This is a genomic window from Marinomonas mediterranea MMB-1, assembly GCF_000192865.1.
In the GTDB taxonomy this organism is placed as follows: Bacteria; Pseudomonadota; Gammaproteobacteria; order Pseudomonadales; family Marinomonadaceae; genus Marinomonas; species Marinomonas mediterranea.
This window is the reverse complement of sequence record NC_015276.1, coordinates 1,901,280-1,916,643: the sequence shown is the minus strand read 5'-3', so window position 1 is coordinate 1,916,643 and position 15,364 is coordinate 1,901,280. Positions and strand designations below refer to the sequence as shown.

Here is a 15,364-nt window from a genome sequence, read left to right as displayed (position 1 = left end):
AGGCAGCCTTGCAATACAGTAAGACGGAATTAGATCCACCGTCTTACTGTATTGCAATAGTCTTTATACTCGCTTCCGAACTTTCTCTGGAGCATTCGTTCTTCTGGTTTTATTTGAAATTGAGTTATATACAAAATAAATACTGCGGTCGTCACCACACCAACCACCAGCACACCAAAACACACACTGATGCCAAATAAAACAAGCGCCATTGCCAGATACATAGGATTACGAGAAAACTTAAACACACCAGAAGTAACCAGTGCGCTCGCATTTTCAATTTTATGTGGATTAACGGTTGTTTTATGACGCCTAAATGTCATTACAGCACTTGCGGCTACTACAACACTCAGCAAAAGTATAACCGCACCTGCCCCACGGGTGACATCATTTGCTTGATTAATAAGATTTTGATTGGCGAGATACATAAAACTCAATAAAAACAGTAACACAACCACGGGTGGAATTTTTAGATTTAACATAGTTTACTTCCGTTTAGAAAAGCGATCTATTACTCATTAGAGACGATAATAAAACATCAGCCTGAATTCAAGTTCGAAGTGCGACACTTTTCATTTCAAGCCGCTAAGCACATCTCTTTAAATACGACTGCTGGCTGCTTGAACTCTAAACACTTTCTTGGACGATAATTGATACGTGTCATCGCCCAGTGAATGACGCCATCTTCAATCTCTCTTAAATCTGTTCCTTTCCGCACATATTGCCTTAAAAGGCCGTTACTGTTTTCGTTCGCGCCACGCTCCCAAGAACTATAAGGGTGGGCAAAATAGACTTTTGTATCCAGCGCTTCTTCAATCGTCGCATGATGAGCAAACTCTCTACCGTTATCTGCTGTAATCGTATGCACGTGATCTTTAAAGGGCATTAACAACTCTATTGTCGCTTGGGTAACATCTATGGCAGATTTTGAATTCACTTTCTTTATCAAGTAAAAATGCGTCGTTCGCTCAAGTAGAGTGACAATCAAGCCTGTTCCACTTTTACCTAAAACCGTGTCTATCTCCCAATCCCCAAAACGTTTTCGCGTATCGACAATATCAGGACGCTCTTCTATGGATACAGCGTTCTTTATGACGTCATCTTTTGTTCGTTTGCCTTTCCGATAGCGCTTATGACCCTGTCTTAAGTGTCGGTAAAGTGTTCCTTTGAGCCTTTTATCATCATGAATGTACTGATAAATCCACTCATGACTGACTGGAACGCCACATAGCCTCAATACATTAAAGACTTGCTCTGGACTCCAGTCAAACTCAATAAGAGTCCGTATATAATTGATCGTTTTTGTTGGTATTCGATACTTTGCAGACCTCTTTCGTCTTGTTAGACAAAGAGTGTGTGCTTCCTTAGGGCAATAGCGTTTTGCTTGCCTGTTACGCTTTAATTCACGATAAACCGTGGCTTTATGACACTTAATGGCATTGGCTATATTGGGCACTGACATTTTTTGTTCTAAAAGAGCGGAAATCTGGTATCGTTTCCCTTCGGTCAACTGCTGATAATTCATGTTTGTACTGCTTGTTTTTGTGGTGAAAAGAAGTGTACCAACTTCAGCAGTTGGCTTCTTCTACACCTGTCTTGCAGTGTCGCACTTATTATCTGAATTTAGGAGAAAGAGCCTTCACTAGTGATTATGTCGTATCGGAGATACGCCCATAATACGCTTATAAGCACGAGAAAACGCCGCTTCAGACTGATAACCCAACGACTCAGATAGCTCCCCTAATGTGATCGCGGTGTTCTTTAACTTTGATTTTGCAATATTCATTCGCCACTCAGTGAGATATTGCTTTACCGACACACCGACAACCTGAGTAAATCGAGCGGAAAAGCCCGAACGAGACATCCCAGCCTCACTCGCTAAAGATTCGACAGACCAAGGCTCAGCGGGAGATCGATGTACAGCCTTAAGTGCTTTACCAATTTTTGGGTCACGTAGTGCTCCTAACCAGCCTTGTTCGGCCTCTTTAGATCCTATGATCCAATGTCTGATCGCCTGAATAACAAGAATATCGGCTAAATGAGACATAATCGTTTCGCCTCCCACCTTTGCCTGCTCAGCCTCAGCCGCAATAAAAGAAAGCGTACTCTGCAACCAAACGTTTTGCGCCAAACTCATCTCTTCCAAATGAATAATAGACGGTAATTGAGACAACAACCGAGCACCGATAACATGGTTAAAACTTACCACACCACAGGTCAATCGTGTTAACGCCCCTCCTTCACCATGTTTCATAATTTCATAACGTTCATTAAGTTGCTCGACCTCAATGTCAAACAAGGGAACAACCTCAGACGCGTCAGGTGATAGAATGCAATGCCCTTTTCCGTGTGGTAGCAAGACAAAACTACCCGCTTTGAGTAAGACTTCTGCAGCGCCTTCCACCTTAAGCAAACATTCGCCATGGGTAACGATATGGAACATCATGTTGCCCTCAAACTCAGGCATTTGAATCCCCCAAGGTGCGGTTAACTCAGACTGGCAATACAAACTGCCATCGAGTCGCAGTTGATAGAGAGCTTCGCCCAACAAATCAGTCGACGCAGGTATACTGCGACTCTTATGTTCTGACTTTATATGAAGGCGATTCGAGGACGAAAAACCATTAGTAGCTGAACTCATCATAACGACATATTCCCAAATACTCTGATTCTAAAATAAGCACAATTTAGATAATCTGCAAAGTATATAAGACAAATAGGCATTAAACGAACGAATTTAATCCGTCACACTGTACATACATTAAACAAACAATCAGTGGAGACACAACATGAAACAACATCAATACGCCATCATTGGAGCAAGTGGGAAAACAGGTGTACGCGTAAACCAACGTTTACATCAAGCTGGATACATAGCAAGAGCGCTGTCTAGAAATACTGATATTCCATTTGACTGGACACAACCTAGTAGTACATGGAATCAAGCTCTAGAAGGAGTCGATGCGCTCTACATTACGTTTCAACCAGACCTAGCCATACCAGGTGCAGACACGTGTATCGAGCAACTGGTTGATGTCGCCAAACATGAGGGAATAAAACATCTCATTCTGTTGTCAGGGCGTGGTGAAGAAGGCGCAGAAAAAGCGGAAAAGATTGTTCAGTCTTCGGGGCTTTCTTGGAACATCGTTCGAGCTAGCTGGTTTATGCAAAACTTTAGCGAAAGCTTTATGCTCGATGGAGTCTTATCTGGACAGCTCGTTTTGCCTAAAACAGAGGTACCCGAGCCCTTCATTGACGTTGACGATATCGCAGATGTTGTTTTCGAATTAATGACTACCACCGCGTTTCGTAACCAACTAATAGAAGTCACGGGGCCAACCGCAATCTCATTTCAAGAGTGTGTTGATGAAATAAATAAAACAATAAATACATCGATTCAATACATTCCCGTCGACATTGACTCCTATCTAAAAGGCGCGTCTGAGCAAGGGATGCCCGAGGGAATGCTTTGGCTATTAAAAGAACTCTTCACTGAAGTATTAGACGGTCGAAATGTACACACTACGAACGGAGTGGAAAGAGTACTTAAACGAAAACCCTCTTCTTTCAAGGACTATGTAGTGAACACAGCCAAATCCGGTGTCTGGAACTAATAGGTCACTACGTATGCTTCACTATTACCTCATCGTCCTAACCATAATAACGGGCATCATGGCCGGCGTTTATTTTGCGTTTTCGAGTTTTATAATGCGCTCTCTTCGCTCCCTCTCTCCCCTTGAGGGAGCGAAGGCTATGATTCGCATCAACGAAGTTGTCTTGAAATCCGCATTTATGCCGCTATTTTTCGGCTCGACACTCGGTCATACTTTATTGGCCTTATGGATGAGTTTAGCACCACCAGCAATGCCTAGTGCGCTCTTAATCACCGCAAATATGGCTTACCTAATAGGTATGTTTGTCTGCACAGCTATCTTTAACGTACCGCTCAATAACCGGTTGCTGTCATATAAGGATGACGAGGAACAACTAAAACACTATTGGCGGACGTATCAATCAGACTGGGGAAAATGGAACCTAGTCAGAACCCTAGCCTGCACCCTATCCGCACTGATGCTACTCATAGGATGGACCTATATTTAAAATCGAAAATATTTAGAAGAAAAATTACTTTGAATAGAAAATACTTAGAAATAGAAAGGGCACGTTGGTCGGATAAACGTGCCCTTTTGTACTTTGAAATACCTAATGAGACCGTCTCGCGGGGCCTCATAATGCTTATCACTCTGGCTTAAGGGCCATGACTTTATCAATGTCTTCGGCCGAATGACGCTCAATCACTTGCTCCCAAGCTTCGCCAAACGGTCGGTTAACAATACGTCCACGCTGAACCGCTGGACGTTGTTCAATTTCCTTCGCCCAACGCATCACGTGCATATAGCTTTCGACATTCAGAAACTCCGCCGCATCGTATAAGTTGCCAAGTACAAGGTTTCCGTACCAAGGCCAAATAGCAATATCAGCAATGGAATAGTCATCGCCAGCCATATAGTTATTCTCGGCCAAGTGCTTATCCAGAACGTCTAACTGGCGCTTCGTTTCCATCGTAAAACGATCTATCGGGTACTGCTGCTTAGTTGGCGCATACGCATAAAAATGACCAAAGCCACCTCCTAAGTATGGCGCAGACCCCATTTGCCAGAACAACCAATTGCGACACTCCGCTTTTCCAGCGGGGTCTTTTGGCTCCAACAGGCCAAACTTTTCTGACAAGTACTGAAGGATGGAGGCGGATTCAAACAAGCGCGTGGCCGGCGTCGTGGTTGTATCTAACATTGCAGGGATTTTAGAATTCGGATTGATTTCAACAAAACCAGAAGAAAACTGATCACCTTCCCCTATATTGATCAAGTACGCATCGTATTCTGCTTCTGATACGCCCGCGGCAAGTAACTCTTCAAGCATTATGGTGACTTTTTGCCCATTCGGCGTCGCTAGCGAGTGCAACTGAAATGGGTGCACTCCGGCGGGTAGCGTTTTTTCATGCGTCGCGCCTGCTGTGGGTCGATTCGTACTTGCAAATTTCCCACCGCTCTCAGCCTCCCACGTCCACACTTTAGGCGGTACATAGTCGTCGTTTTTAACTTCTGTATTGGAATCACGGCTCATGTTGCACCCTCAAATTTAAATTTGATCGTAACAAATCTCGATCATGTTACGTCTTATTTCCTATAGATAGCATTTATAGATAGTTCGTATAGATAGTTCGTATAAATAGTTATATGGGACGACTATCGAACTTAACAAGCGTTGTTCGGAAATCGTACCGAGATTCGCCTTTTTTGCATAATTTAGGATCCAACATGAAACTGAAAAATAAGATCAACGCCACCTTGTTATTGGGCACGATAGCAAGTGCCTCACTTTTATCGGTTCCCGCAAACGCGGATGTTCAGTCCATGATCGTCGCTGGAGGCTGCTTTTGGTGTGTCGAATCCGATTTTGAGAAAGTAAACGGCGTACTGGACGTGGTATCAGGTTATACCGGCGGACACACAGAGTCCCCCAGCTACAGACAAGTCGCGGCAAAAAAAACAGGCCACTTTGAAGCCGTAAAGATCACCTTTGAGGATTCCGTTGTGTCACTCGAAACGCTCTCAAACTACTTCTGGAAGACCATTGATCCGACCGACCCTCATGGGCAGTTTTGCGATAAAGGCAGCCCATACAAGACCGCGATGTTTTATCAAAATACCCAACAAAAAAGCTTATTTGAAGCCTCTTTGGCACACATAAATAAAACAAAACCCTTCGCAGATGAAATCGTCACACAATTACTACCTGCTAGTACTTTTTATCTCGCAGAGGATTACCATCAAGATTATTACACGAAAAACCCTTTGCGATATCGCTTCTATCGTTCGAGTTGCGGAAGAGACAGCCGGATAAAAACATTATGGGGAGAGATTGCGAGCAAATCACATCACAATTGATTTAAATGCTATGCTAATCTTTGCGAAGCGCGGAATGCAAAAACGCTGCTGAACAAAAAATGATTCATCTTGAGAGCTTTGCACGAAATCGCGAGTCAAGACGAGGCAGAAATAGACGACAAAGCCGCGTTTATGAGTTGTAAATGACCACTTTGAGTCTTTTTAACACTGTCTTGGAGAGCACAGTGGTCGCGCAAAGATCTCATCTTAGTATAAGGGATACAAAATGATTACCAACGTACCACATGTCGTGTTTAAAACACGTATTCGTAATGAAGCTTTAGGTGGCCCAAACCCATTTGAGTGGAAAGACGTAACGACTGACGATTTATTCAAAGATAAAAATGTGGTTGTTTTCTCTTTACCAGGTGCCTTTACACCAACTTGCTCAACGTCGCACCTACCACGTTACGAAGAATTATACGAAGAGTTCAAAGGCCAAGGTATCGACGCCGTTATTTGTATTTCGGTCAATGACGCATTCGTGATGTTTCAGTGGGGCAAAAGTCAAAACGCACAAAATGTCTTCTTACTACCCGATGGAAACGGTGACTTCACTCGCCAAATGGGTATGTTAGTTAAGAAAGACAATTTAGGATTCGGTATGCGCAGCTGGCGTTATGCCATGCACGTTGAGAACGGCGAGATCAAAAAAATGTTCTCAGAAGCTGGGTATCAAGATAATGCTCCTGAAGACCCATTTGAAGTATCGGATGCTGACACTGTTTTAAACTATTTAAAAGCTCGCTAACGTAGAGAGCAAAATCAGCATTCATGAAAGCCTGAACAACCCGTTCAGGCTTTCATGAATGCTGATTTCAAGATTAAGGCTTAAAATCTAATTAAAGTAGGTGCTTAGCGCGCTACAACCTTACCGCAATCAGTTATATAATAGACATTCAAACTACCAGTTGGATATCTATGAACCGTCGTAAAAAAATCAAAGGCATTCTTACTAAGAAAGCCAAACGTGCCAACCTTAAGGCCAACCCGAAAAAAGCAAAGCCAAAATACATATCAAAGGCGGATCGTGCGGCGCTTGACGATCAAGCGACGGAAACGACAACAATCGACACGTCTTCTACTGAAACAATCGAATCATAACGCGATTGCGCCCATCGCCGCTTTTAATCTAGGCGTTCATTCCAAATATTGCTCGCTGCGTCAAAAGCCGCTTGGCTTATCGTCTTCAAAAGGATATCAGCCTTCTTTGATATCCTAACTTTCTTCTCTTAATCACTGCTTCGACTCTCGAAGCCTACTTTCTCGTCTACTAGACTGAAAAACAGACTTAAAACCCACATCGAAAACGCCCTAAAAAAGCGCAATAAAAAAAAGTTGCATCGAAACTTTTTCGGCTCTAACGTCGATAGACAATGATCAATAAATACACAGATTGAGCTTTAAAAATACGCTCAAATGATAGACAGTGATAAGAATAATAATGTTAAGAGTGTAATAACAAGACACGATGTCTATTAAAGAGATAGCAACTCAGCTGGATCTGTCTGTATCGACGGTGTCGCGTGCACTGAACGACTACCCAGATATCAGTCCACGGACAAAAAGGCGCGTACTAAAAGAGGCGGCCAAACAAGGATATAAACTCAAAGGTGCTGATTCAGCCCATTGGGTTCAAGCAAAACGCATCATTACCGCCGTATTGCCGAGTCAGGATGCACAGTATATTGATGCAACACTGTCAAAAGTGTTATCCGGCACACGACGAATTCTTGAGGAACAAGATTATATTCTCAAGATTGTCGTCATTGATTCTGGTCGATTGGAGTTGAGTGAGTTCGAACGTTTGATAAAAACCGGTGACCAAGACGGCTTTATTTTGCTTCGTACCAAGGTAAACGATGCCAAGGTTCACCGATTATTAAAATTGGACATTCCGTTTGTTTGCTACGGGCGGATAGAAAACAACAAGCGCTTTGCTTGGTTAGATCTCGATAATTATGCCGTCGGTAGAATGAGTGTCGAAACACTAAACGAAAACCAACGTGCATGCATCGGCATTGTTTCGGTTAACGAGCGATACTTTTTTGCAAAAGAAAGATTACGAGGAATATTCGAGCTTGCCGCTGAAAAGAATCTCAATCTAACAAAGCAAGATTTAATAGAAGTCAGTTTCGACGAAGAAGAAAATTATCTCGCATGCGCAGAGCTGTTGATACGCAAACCCACAATCACGGCGCTTATTTGCTTAACGAGTACAGCGGCAAAAGCGGCAGCATTAGCGGTGATGAGGCTGCAAACTGTCGGTCGAAAAATAGCGATTATAGGTTGCGATACGCCAATTGATGAGCTGACCTCCAGCATGGGTATTACCAGCATACAGCCAGCACCTCCGGCTCAAATAGGAGAAAAGTTGGCAACCATGATGGTGTCTCGCATCAAGGGTGTTGCAATTGAAGAACTTCAGGAGACACTTACTCCTGGTGTTGTGGCCTCAGGGTTTTCTAGCCCTTTTAAGTCGTATTAGGGTAATGATCGTTAGCGCCCTTTTTGAAAGTCATGGAAACCCATTAAAAACAAAAAATAGGACGGGGAAGACAAAATGAAGAATCAAACAGCTCTCATCATTTCAGGTGGCTTGTTGTTTAGTCAGCTTGCTAACGCAACGACGGTGGAGTTTTGGACCGCTCAAACTCAAACCGACAGAATGCAAACGATCGAATTGCTCGCGAGCACTTTTGAGGCGCTAAACGACGGGGTTACGGTAAACATAGTGCCAGTCGATGAGAACGAGATGGCAACTCAAATGGCCGCCGCAGTCGCTGCAGGCACCACGCCCCAACTGGTCGAAGTGAACTCTGAAATCATCATGGCATTGGGCGAAGAAGGTATCGTCAATACTAAAGTCCATGATTCCGTCGTAGCAGATATTGGTAAAGAACGCTTTCATAAAGGTGCTTTAACCACACTAACCTCCCCTGATGATCAGTATTACGGGCTTCCATACCATGGCTGGATTCAAGGCATTTGGTATCGTAAAGACTGGTTTGATGAAAAAGGCCTAGCCGCGCCGAACAGTTGGGAAAACATCGAAGCAGCTGCAAAAGCATTAACCGACAAAGCAAACAACCAGTACGGTATTTTAATTGGTACTAAGCAGGACAGCTATACTGAACAAGTCTTCACACAATTAGCGCTTTCAAATAATGCCGCTGAATTTGATGAAAAAGGAAGCCTTATCTTTAACAGCCCAGCGACGTTAGAAACGATCGAATTCTATAAGACGTTATCCCAATACAACCCACCAGGGCCTCAGAACTGGCGAGCTAGAGATTATTATCTACAAGGCAAAATGGGCATGTTCTTCTATTCAACCTACATAATGGATGATCTTGCACTTGCCGAAGTGGCAAAAGGCTCACTCACCTCTGAAAATTTCAAGGAACTCAGTGGCGGTACCTTTGACCCCAACCTTGTTAAAAATACTGCTTTCGCGCCCATCATCAGCCATAAAAGCGCCGCATCTTACGGAACGTTATCCGGGCTCGTCGCATTAAAAACCTCGGACATGACGCAATCCGATGCAACCAAAGATTTCATCGAGTTTATGTATGATCCCGCGAGTTATATCACCTTTTTACATATGGCTCCGGGCGGTATGAACCCCATGCTAAAAGGTATAGCAGAAGATCCAGCGTATTTGGATGACCCTAATGGCGTTTTCAAACTGTACGGCGCAGACAAGATGAAAAAAATCGTTTCTGGGTTTGACGACATACGCTCATTCTCCGTGGTCAAAGGCAAAACCTTCCCAGAATCCGGCGAAATTTTTGCTAAATCTGTTATCCCAAGAATGCTGTATAGCGTCGCCATCGAAAACGAAGCACCGCAAGCAGCATTGGATGAAGCGGAGCAAGAAATGAAAGCGATCATAGCGAAATAACCAAAAGGTTAAACCACCCCCGCATTCATTTAGTGAAAGTGACGGCGAGCTGTTTTCTTGTCAAGAGCACTTGGCACGAAGCGCGTCTGAAACCAAAAGCGCCGTCACTTATTGATCTCTAGCTTGTTTTAGGAAACGGACATGTCGTCGTTGTTGAAAAAAAGTGAATCGCAACTTGGCTTAAAACTAGTGGCACCAGCGGTTGGGATTATTGCCTTACTTGTCATATACCCAATTGCCTTTAACGTGTATTTAAGCTTTTTTGATGTCCAGCTAAATGGTAACCGAACCTTCGTTGGTCTTGATAACTACACAAACCTATTGAGCAACCCAAGATATTATCACTCTGTTGGTATTTCCATTGTCTATCTAATTGGCACGGTGATCGGAACAACCATCCTTGGTTTAGCCGCTGCTATCTTGATGAATCAAGACTTTCGGTTTAGAAACCTCGCACGAGGGTTAATTTTACTGCCCTACTTCGCCCCCGTTATCAGTGTTGTATTCGGATGGCAGTTTATCTTTGATCCGGTCAACGGGATATACAATCATATGGTTGTCGATGTTCTTGGACTAACCGACACTCGTGATAATCTCATTGGTAACCCCGACTCTGCGCTCTTTGTTGTCATCGTCTTTGACATATGGAAACACTTCCCGATTGCCTACCTCTTATTCCTTGCGAAGTTACAAAGTGTTCCAAAAGACCTGTATGAGGCCGCAGCCATTGATGGGCAAAACGCATGGGGACGTTTCTGGCACGTAACACTTCCTGAACTTAGATTCGTGATTGCGACCGTCGTATTACTGCGCGTCATCTGGAACTTAAATCGCTTTGAAGATGTGTATTTACTGGCTCCAAACGTCGAAACATTGCCCATTTTCACCTATTACCAAGCGTTCGCTGGACTCGTCGATCAAGGCATTGCCGCCGCGATATCCGTTATTCAACTGCTCGTGCTCGTCGGTCTTATTTGGCTGTATGTTCGCAAAGTTTTGAAGTGGTGAAGTTATGATGAACAAACGAACAAAACTGCAATCCTTTATTCTCTATGCCCTTGTCATTTTTTTAGTGGTCTTTTGCATCTTTCCCTTTCTACAAATATTGTCGACGTCTTTGAAACACCCTATCGATTGGGGAAACCCATCGCTTATTCCTAAAGTTCTACACCTTGATGCTTATAAAGAACTGCTAGGTCTTATGCCTCCCAAAGAAATAGAGGTCCCAGCCAGTATTCAGCGGCTTCTCGATAACCCTGCTTTGTCAGAAACGAAAAGGCAGGCGCTTCTTGCAAAATTTACTTCCGGTGGTGATGTCTTTTCATTTGGTCGCTATATGCTCAACACCTTCGTTATCTCTCTTGTTACCGGCGTGTGTGCAACCTTTCTAGCATCATTAGCAGCCTATGCCATTGCGCGACTCAGGTTTCCCGGACAATCGGTCATGGCGAACGGCGTTCTATTTGTTTACATGGTCGGTGGTGTCTTACTCATGGTGCCCCTCTATCAAATGAGCGTTAGCGTCGGCTTAGCCTCGAGTGTTGGAGGAACTCTCTTAAGCTTATTCCTTATTTATTTAATACAAACACTTCCAGTCGCGATGTACATGCTCGGAAACTACTTCCGAACCATTCCCTTTTCATTAGAGGAAGCGGCCATGATGGACGGTTGTTCACGCGTGGAAGCATTTTGGCGCATCATTATGCCGCTTTCAAAACCAATGCTGTTTACCGTATTTATCTACTGTTTTGTTATTGCTTGGAATGAGTACTTGTTTGCCTCCGTCTTTCTTAAGCAATATCAGGACTTTCATACCTTACCACTCGCCTTGCAGACCTTGTTTACCTCGAAAAATGCAATTTGGGACCGCATTATGGCCGCCTCCATGCTAACACTCTTGCCCGTCATTATTTGTTTTATGCTGGCAAATCGACATTTGTCGGGTGGGTTAACAGAAGGCGGCGTGAAGGGCTAACCATGATAATAAAAAGGGAAACACTATGAGTTCGGTTATTTTAAGAAACGTGAATAAATCCTACGGTACCTTGCCGATTGTTAAGAGCCTCAATTTGGAAGTTCAAGACGGTGAATTTGTCGTACTCGTCGGTCCTAGCGGTTGCGGGAAAAGCACGACTCTAAGAATGGTGGCGGGGCTTGAAGACATCACCCAAGGTGATATTCATGTCGGCGGTCGGCCCGTAAACGACTTACCGCCACACAAACGCAATATTGCGATGGTGTTCCAAAACTACGCACTATACCCACACATGTCTGTGAGAGAAAACATCGTATTTGGATTAAAGAAATCGGGGGCAGATGCGCAAACCATCCAAAACAAGCTTGCCGATGTATCGGAAATGCTGAAGCTTGAGCCCTATTTAGACAGAAAGCCTGCCGATTTATCAGGCGGACAGCGACAACGCGTCGCCATGGGTCGAGCGCTTGCTAGAGACGCAGATGTGTATCTATTCGACGAGCCATTGTCCAATCTCGATGCAAAACTTAGACATCATATGCGAACGGAAATCGCGCGAATTCAACATCTATACAACATGACAGCCATTTATGTCACGCACGATCAAATTGAAGCAATGACGCTGGGGGATCGTGTGGTTGTCATGCGGGACGGCATTGTTGAGCAAGTAGGCTCTCCTATGGAAATCTACTTACAACCCACCAATACCTTCGTCGCGACGTTCATCGGTTCGCCAGCCATGAACTTGATAGAGGCCTCAGTAAAGGGAAGCGATCTGCTCATTGACCAATACCGGATTCCCGCCTCCAAAGTAGCAAACATTGACCTCGAAACGCTCGCAAAACACGAATCAGTGCTTGTCGGCATTCGCCCCGACTTTTTTGAAGACAGCTCGCTGACCACGCCGAGCGACAACGTATTTGAATTCGACAACATCCACATTGATTTAGTCGAAAATCTAGGATTCGATAAAGAGATTCTCTTTAAACTGGGTGGGGAGGACGCAAAAGCTCGGCTGGATCTTCGTTCAAACAATCAACGACATGACCACATTTCTCTGACCGTCGATTTCAACAGGGTGTTGCTTTTCGATACCAGTATAGAAGGCGTTCTGCTTAACCCTGGCGAAATAGAGAAAAGCGATGATTAGACGAAGGAATACTGACTGCACTCGCAGATCTGATCAAGTATTGCTACGCCAATCGTCGCGTCATGTGGCTATTAAAATAGACATTAGAATAGAAAAATGTCTATCTACGCATTCTCATTCACGACGATTACTTTACGATGCGGGAATGGGATTTCGATATTATTGTCATCCAATGCTTTCTTAATTTGTTCTGGCACTGTGTAGAGAATATCGAAGTAATACTCTCCCTTACAGAACGGTCGTACAAGAAAATCGACTGAGCTGTCATTTAAGGTTTCAACTTCTACAAATGGCTTTGGATCTTTTAAGATATGCGGATGAGAAGACAACACTTCCTCGATCACCGCACGCGCCGCATCGGTATTCTCGCCATACGCCACACCAAATCGCATATCCACACCACGCACAGGGTGATGCGAGTGATTGATAATCTGGTCGCCCCAAATTTGACTGTTCGGCACAATAATTTGCTGATTATCAAACGTCTGAAGCACGGTGGTAAACAGGTCGATTTCAGTCACTTTACCGAATCTACCCGCTGCATCGATAAAATCACCGACTTTATAAGGTCTAAAAATCAACAGCATAACACCCGCAGCCAAATTCGACATCGCGCCCTGCAATGCTAAGCCAACGGCTAAACTTGCTGCACCTAACAGCGCGACGATCGACGCCGTTTGCACGCCAAATCGATTCAATACAGCGATAAGAACAAACGCCATAACAACATAACGCGCAACACTGCCTAAAAAGCGAAATAACGTATCGTCAAGCTTATCGTGTTTCTTACTCACGCCGACTACAAGCGCATTGACTCTGCCGGCAATCCACATACCCACCAATAATATGACGATCGCAAGCAATACGTTCGTAGCCCAATCAATCGCAGTTGGCAAATATTGGTTTATATCTACCCCTTCCATAAGATCCTTCATGTCTTTACCCTTTTTGTATTTACTTAGTCCTACATTCTTACCATCACGAATATCGCTTTAATACGAATATTGCTTTAAGAGACCACACCTTAACAGAACTCTCTTACAGTTAAAGTTGACCAAATGTAAAAATATATATCTAAATTGAACACTCTAGTAATTTCATGACCTTTAACGTACTTTCAAGTACTATCGAGCCAAAGGCTTATGCATCACATAGCTGTCGACATAACCTAGACGCTTATGCCGATAGGCTTTTGGAATCGTTCCAATAATCTCGAATCCCATCTTTTGCCAAAGCTTCACTGCTACCTCATTTGTCGAAACCACAGAGTTAAATTGCATGGCCTCGAACCCAAGCTCTAACGCGATATTTTGCGAATGTTCACACATTTTTCGCGCTAGACCTTGCCCTCGAGCATTTTCGCTAACCATGTACCCGCAATTACAAATGTGGTTACTTGGCCCCATTGCGTTTGCTTTTATATAGTAAGAACCCAAAATCGAGCCGTCTTCACCCTCAAACACAAATGTCTTAATAGGTGAAACACACCACAGCGAATACCCATCCTCGAAACGCATCTCGGGATCAAACGCATAGGTTTCCTGAGCGGCAACAATGGATTGAAAAACCGGCCAAAATTCTTTGAAATCTTGCTCTGTTATCAGCCTAAGCATCTCTTCTACCTCTGGAATTACGAAAATAAGAATCAAGAAATGAAATGTGACATGAACGAATCTATTTGACGCCTCAATACAAGCGCTCTTTCATTATGTTATACAGTAACACGGCTGTCTTGTTGTCTCTATCACTTCACGGCAATTCGCAGGTAAACCGTGATCACGATTAATAAGCTTAGAGTGAGTTACTTGTATCAATTCGAGGATTTTACTAAAAGAATTTACATCACACACTTACTTCATTGTGATGTAAATTTCCGATTGAGCTTGATCTAAATTCGTCTATTGGTGGTTCAATCTTCTGCTTCAAAATAAGCGAAGACTTCTGCACCCGTCATATTATGAGTTTCGTTTTTGAACTCGTAATACTCAGGCTTCTCGTCAATGAATATTTGATGAGTAAAAGTAAATTTGTTATCCGTTTGCAGTAAACCAATAGGAAGATGGTACTGATTGGCGGGTTTAAGGAAGTAAAATAGGTGAGTTCCACATTTGCTACAAAAGCCTCTCTCAGCCCATTCTGATGATGCATAACGAGTGACACTGCTCTCGTCTGATATTTTTACAGAATCGGCACAGTCAATCGCTAGCATTGGTCCGCCTCCCCAGTTGCGACACATGCTACAGTGGCATGCAGCAACTTCGCTACTGGCGTACTCAACTTCTAAAGCAACCAAACCACACATGCATTTACCATGACCTTTCATCGCAGTCCCTCCTCAATGTCTATATAGAAATAGTAACTATTTGCCATAATTGTGACAACCT

General features: G+C 43.6%; 17 protein-coding genes. 10 read left to right on the top strand and 7 right to left on the bottom strand.

Annotated features, from left to right (window positions below; translation table 11 throughout):
* Positions 1 to 29 precede the first annotated feature (29 nt).
* The 3 genes from MARME_RS08745 to MARME_RS08735 all read right to left on the bottom strand — a co-directional run bounded on the left by MARME_RS08745 (position 30) and on the right by MARME_RS08735 (position 2,644).
* On the bottom strand, positions 30 to 482 hold the full coding sequence (locus MARME_RS08745) for a methyltransferase family protein (RefSeq protein ID WP_013660892.1): 453 nt from the start codon (positions 480 to 482) through the stop codon (positions 30 to 32).
* A 95-nt stretch (positions 483 to 577) separates the two neighbouring features.
* Positions 578 to 1,525 carry an IS30 family transposase gene (locus MARME_RS08740; protein WP_013660891.1) on the bottom strand — a complete coding sequence of 316 codons (948 nt, stop codon included), beginning with the start codon at positions 1,523 to 1,525 and terminating at the stop codon, positions 578 to 580.
* Positions 1,526 to 1,642: 117 nt separating this feature from the next.
* Positions 1,643 to 2,644, bottom strand: coding sequence for an AraC family transcriptional regulator (locus MARME_RS08735; RefSeq protein ID WP_013660890.1), 1,002 nt, complete (start codon positions 2,642 to 2,644; stop codon positions 1,643 to 1,645).
* Between the two features lie 145 nt (positions 2,645 to 2,789).
* Between MARME_RS08735 and MARME_RS08730 the strand changes: the two genes are divergently transcribed.
* Both MARME_RS08730 and MARME_RS08725 read left to right on the top strand, forming a co-directional pair.
* Positions 2,790 to 3,614: an NmrA family NAD(P)-binding protein gene (locus MARME_RS08730; RefSeq protein WP_013660889.1), complete on the top strand. Its 825-nt coding sequence runs from the start codon at positions 2,790 to 2,792 to the stop codon at positions 3,612 to 3,614.
* A 139-nt stretch (positions 3,615 to 3,753) separates the two neighbouring features.
* Entirely contained in the window at positions 3,754 to 4,101 is a 348-nt protein-coding gene (locus MARME_RS08725; protein WP_317623679.1) for an anthrone oxygenase family protein, read from the top strand.
* A gap of 138 nt (positions 4,102 to 4,239) precedes the next feature.
* Here MARME_RS08725 and yghU read toward each other — a convergent pair whose 3' ends face one another.
* Positions 4,240 to 5,127, bottom strand: a complete 888-nt coding sequence (yghU, locus tag MARME_RS08720; RefSeq protein ID WP_013660887.1) for a glutathione-dependent disulfide-bond oxidoreductase — start codon at positions 5,125 to 5,127, stop codon at positions 4,240 to 4,242.
* 194 nt (positions 5,128 to 5,321) lie between these two features.
* Between yghU and msrA the strand changes: the two genes are divergently transcribed.
* From msrA to MARME_RS08680, 8 genes are all read left to right on the top strand, one after another.
* On the top strand, positions 5,322 to 5,951 hold the full coding sequence (msrA, locus tag MARME_RS08715; RefSeq protein ID WP_013660886.1) for a peptide-methionine (S)-S-oxide reductase MsrA: 630 nt from the start codon (positions 5,322 to 5,324) through the stop codon (positions 5,949 to 5,951).
* A 226-nt stretch (positions 5,952 to 6,177) separates the two neighbouring features.
* Entirely contained in the window at positions 6,178 to 6,702 is a 525-nt protein-coding gene (locus MARME_RS08710) for a peroxiredoxin (RefSeq protein ID WP_013660885.1), read from the top strand.
* A gap of 170 nt (positions 6,703 to 6,872) precedes the next feature.
* Complete coding sequence (locus tag MARME_RS08705) at positions 6,873 to 7,055, top strand: DUF2986 domain-containing protein (RefSeq protein WP_013660884.1); 183 nt, start codon at positions 6,873 to 6,875, stop codon at positions 7,053 to 7,055.
* Positions 7,056 to 7,422: 367 nt separating this feature from the next.
* Positions 7,423 to 8,439, top strand: a complete 1,017-nt coding sequence (locus tag MARME_RS08700) for a LacI family DNA-binding transcriptional regulator (protein WP_013660883.1) — start codon at positions 7,423 to 7,425, stop codon at positions 8,437 to 8,439.
* A gap of 75 nt (positions 8,440 to 8,514) precedes the next feature.
* On the top strand, positions 8,515 to 9,855 hold the full coding sequence (locus tag MARME_RS08695; protein ID WP_013660882.1) for an ABC transporter substrate-binding protein: 1,341 nt from the start codon (positions 8,515 to 8,517) through the stop codon (positions 9,853 to 9,855).
* A gap of 141 nt (positions 9,856 to 9,996) precedes the next feature.
* Positions 9,997 to 10,863 (top strand): carbohydrate ABC transporter permease, encoded by an 867-nt coding sequence (locus tag MARME_RS08690; protein ID WP_013660881.1) that lies wholly within the window; start codon positions 9,997 to 9,999, stop codon positions 10,861 to 10,863.
* Positions 10,864 to 10,867: 4 nt separating this feature from the next.
* Complete coding sequence (locus MARME_RS08685; protein WP_013660880.1) at positions 10,868 to 11,830, top strand: carbohydrate ABC transporter permease; 963 nt, start codon at positions 10,868 to 10,870, stop codon at positions 11,828 to 11,830.
* Between the two features lie 25 nt (positions 11,831 to 11,855).
* The gene (locus MARME_RS08680) at positions 11,856 to 12,980 is read left to right on the top strand and encodes an ABC transporter ATP-binding protein (protein WP_013660879.1); all 1,125 of its coding nucleotides are present in this window, start codon (positions 11,856 to 11,858) and stop codon (positions 12,978 to 12,980) included.
* A gap of 104 nt (positions 12,981 to 13,084) precedes the next feature.
* Here MARME_RS08680 and MARME_RS08675 read toward each other — a convergent pair whose 3' ends face one another.
* The 3 genes from MARME_RS08675 to MARME_RS08665 form a co-directional block, all read right to left on the bottom strand.
* Complete coding sequence (locus MARME_RS08675) at positions 13,085 to 13,915, bottom strand: mechanosensitive ion channel family protein (RefSeq protein WP_013660878.1); 831 nt, start codon at positions 13,913 to 13,915, stop codon at positions 13,085 to 13,087.
* Positions 13,916 to 14,104: 189 nt separating this feature from the next.
* On the bottom strand, positions 14,105 to 14,593 hold the full coding sequence (locus MARME_RS08670) for a GNAT family N-acetyltransferase (protein WP_013660877.1): 489 nt from the start codon (positions 14,591 to 14,593) through the stop codon (positions 14,105 to 14,107).
* A 296-nt stretch (positions 14,594 to 14,889) separates the two neighbouring features.
* The gene (locus tag MARME_RS08665) at positions 14,890 to 15,303 is read right to left on the bottom strand and encodes a GFA family protein (protein ID WP_013660876.1); all 414 of its coding nucleotides are present in this window, start codon (positions 15,301 to 15,303) and stop codon (positions 14,890 to 14,892) included.
* Positions 15,304 to 15,364: the final 61 nt, after the last annotated feature.

What these genes read in the sequence shown, in the direction of transcription:
- MARME_RS08675 (WP_013660878.1), bottom strand. Translation starts at nt 13,915, where the DNA reads ATGAAGGATCTTATGGAAGGGGTAGATATAAACCAATATTTGCCAACT.
- MARME_RS08740 (WP_013660891.1), bottom strand. Translation starts at nt 1,525, where the DNA reads ATGAATTATCAGCAGTTGACCGAAGGGAAACGATACCAGATTTCCGCT.
- MARME_RS08745 (WP_013660892.1), bottom strand. Translation starts at nt 482, where the DNA reads ATGTTAAATCTAAAAATTCCACCCGTGGTTGTGTTACTGTTTTTATTG.
- MARME_RS08710 (WP_013660885.1), top strand. Translation starts at nt 6,178, where the DNA reads ATGATTACCAACGTACCACATGTCGTGTTTAAAACACGTATTCGTAAT.
- MARME_RS08725 (WP_317623679.1), top strand. Translation starts at nt 3,754, where the DNA reads ATGATTCGCATCAACGAAGTTGTCTTGAAATCCGCATTTATGCCGCTA.
- MARME_RS08735 (WP_013660890.1), bottom strand. Translation starts at nt 2,644, where the DNA reads ATGATGAGTTCAGCTACTAATGGTTTTTCGTCCTCGAATCGCCTTCAT.
- MARME_RS08690 (WP_013660881.1), top strand. Translation starts at nt 9,997, where the DNA reads ATGTCGTCGTTGTTGAAAAAAAGTGAATCGCAACTTGGCTTAAAACTA.
- yghU (WP_013660887.1), bottom strand. Translation starts at nt 5,127, where the DNA reads ATGAGCCGTGATTCCAATACAGAAGTTAAAAACGACGACTATGTACCG.
- msrA (WP_013660886.1), top strand. Translation starts at nt 5,322, where the DNA reads ATGAAACTGAAAAATAAGATCAACGCCACCTTGTTATTGGGCACGATA.
- MARME_RS08705 (WP_013660884.1), top strand. Translation starts at nt 6,873, where the DNA reads ATGAACCGTCGTAAAAAAATCAAAGGCATTCTTACTAAGAAAGCCAAA.
- MARME_RS08670 (WP_013660877.1), bottom strand. Translation starts at nt 14,593, where the DNA reads ATGCTTAGGCTGATAACAGAGCAAGATTTCAAAGAATTTTGGCCGGTT.
- MARME_RS08665 (WP_013660876.1), bottom strand. Translation starts at nt 15,303, where the DNA reads ATGAAAGGTCATGGTAAATGCATGTGTGGTTTGGTTGCTTTAGAAGTT.
- MARME_RS08685 (WP_013660880.1), top strand. Translation starts at nt 10,868, where the DNA reads ATGATGAACAAACGAACAAAACTGCAATCCTTTATTCTCTATGCCCTT.
- MARME_RS08700 (WP_013660883.1), top strand. Translation starts at nt 7,423, where the DNA reads ATGTCTATTAAAGAGATAGCAACTCAGCTGGATCTGTCTGTATCGACG.
- MARME_RS08680 (WP_013660879.1), top strand. Translation starts at nt 11,856, where the DNA reads ATGAGTTCGGTTATTTTAAGAAACGTGAATAAATCCTACGGTACCTTG.
- MARME_RS08695 (WP_013660882.1), top strand. Translation starts at nt 8,515, where the DNA reads ATGAAGAATCAAACAGCTCTCATCATTTCAGGTGGCTTGTTGTTTAGT.
- MARME_RS08730 (WP_013660889.1), top strand. Translation starts at nt 2,790, where the DNA reads ATGAAACAACATCAATACGCCATCATTGGAGCAAGTGGGAAAACAGGT.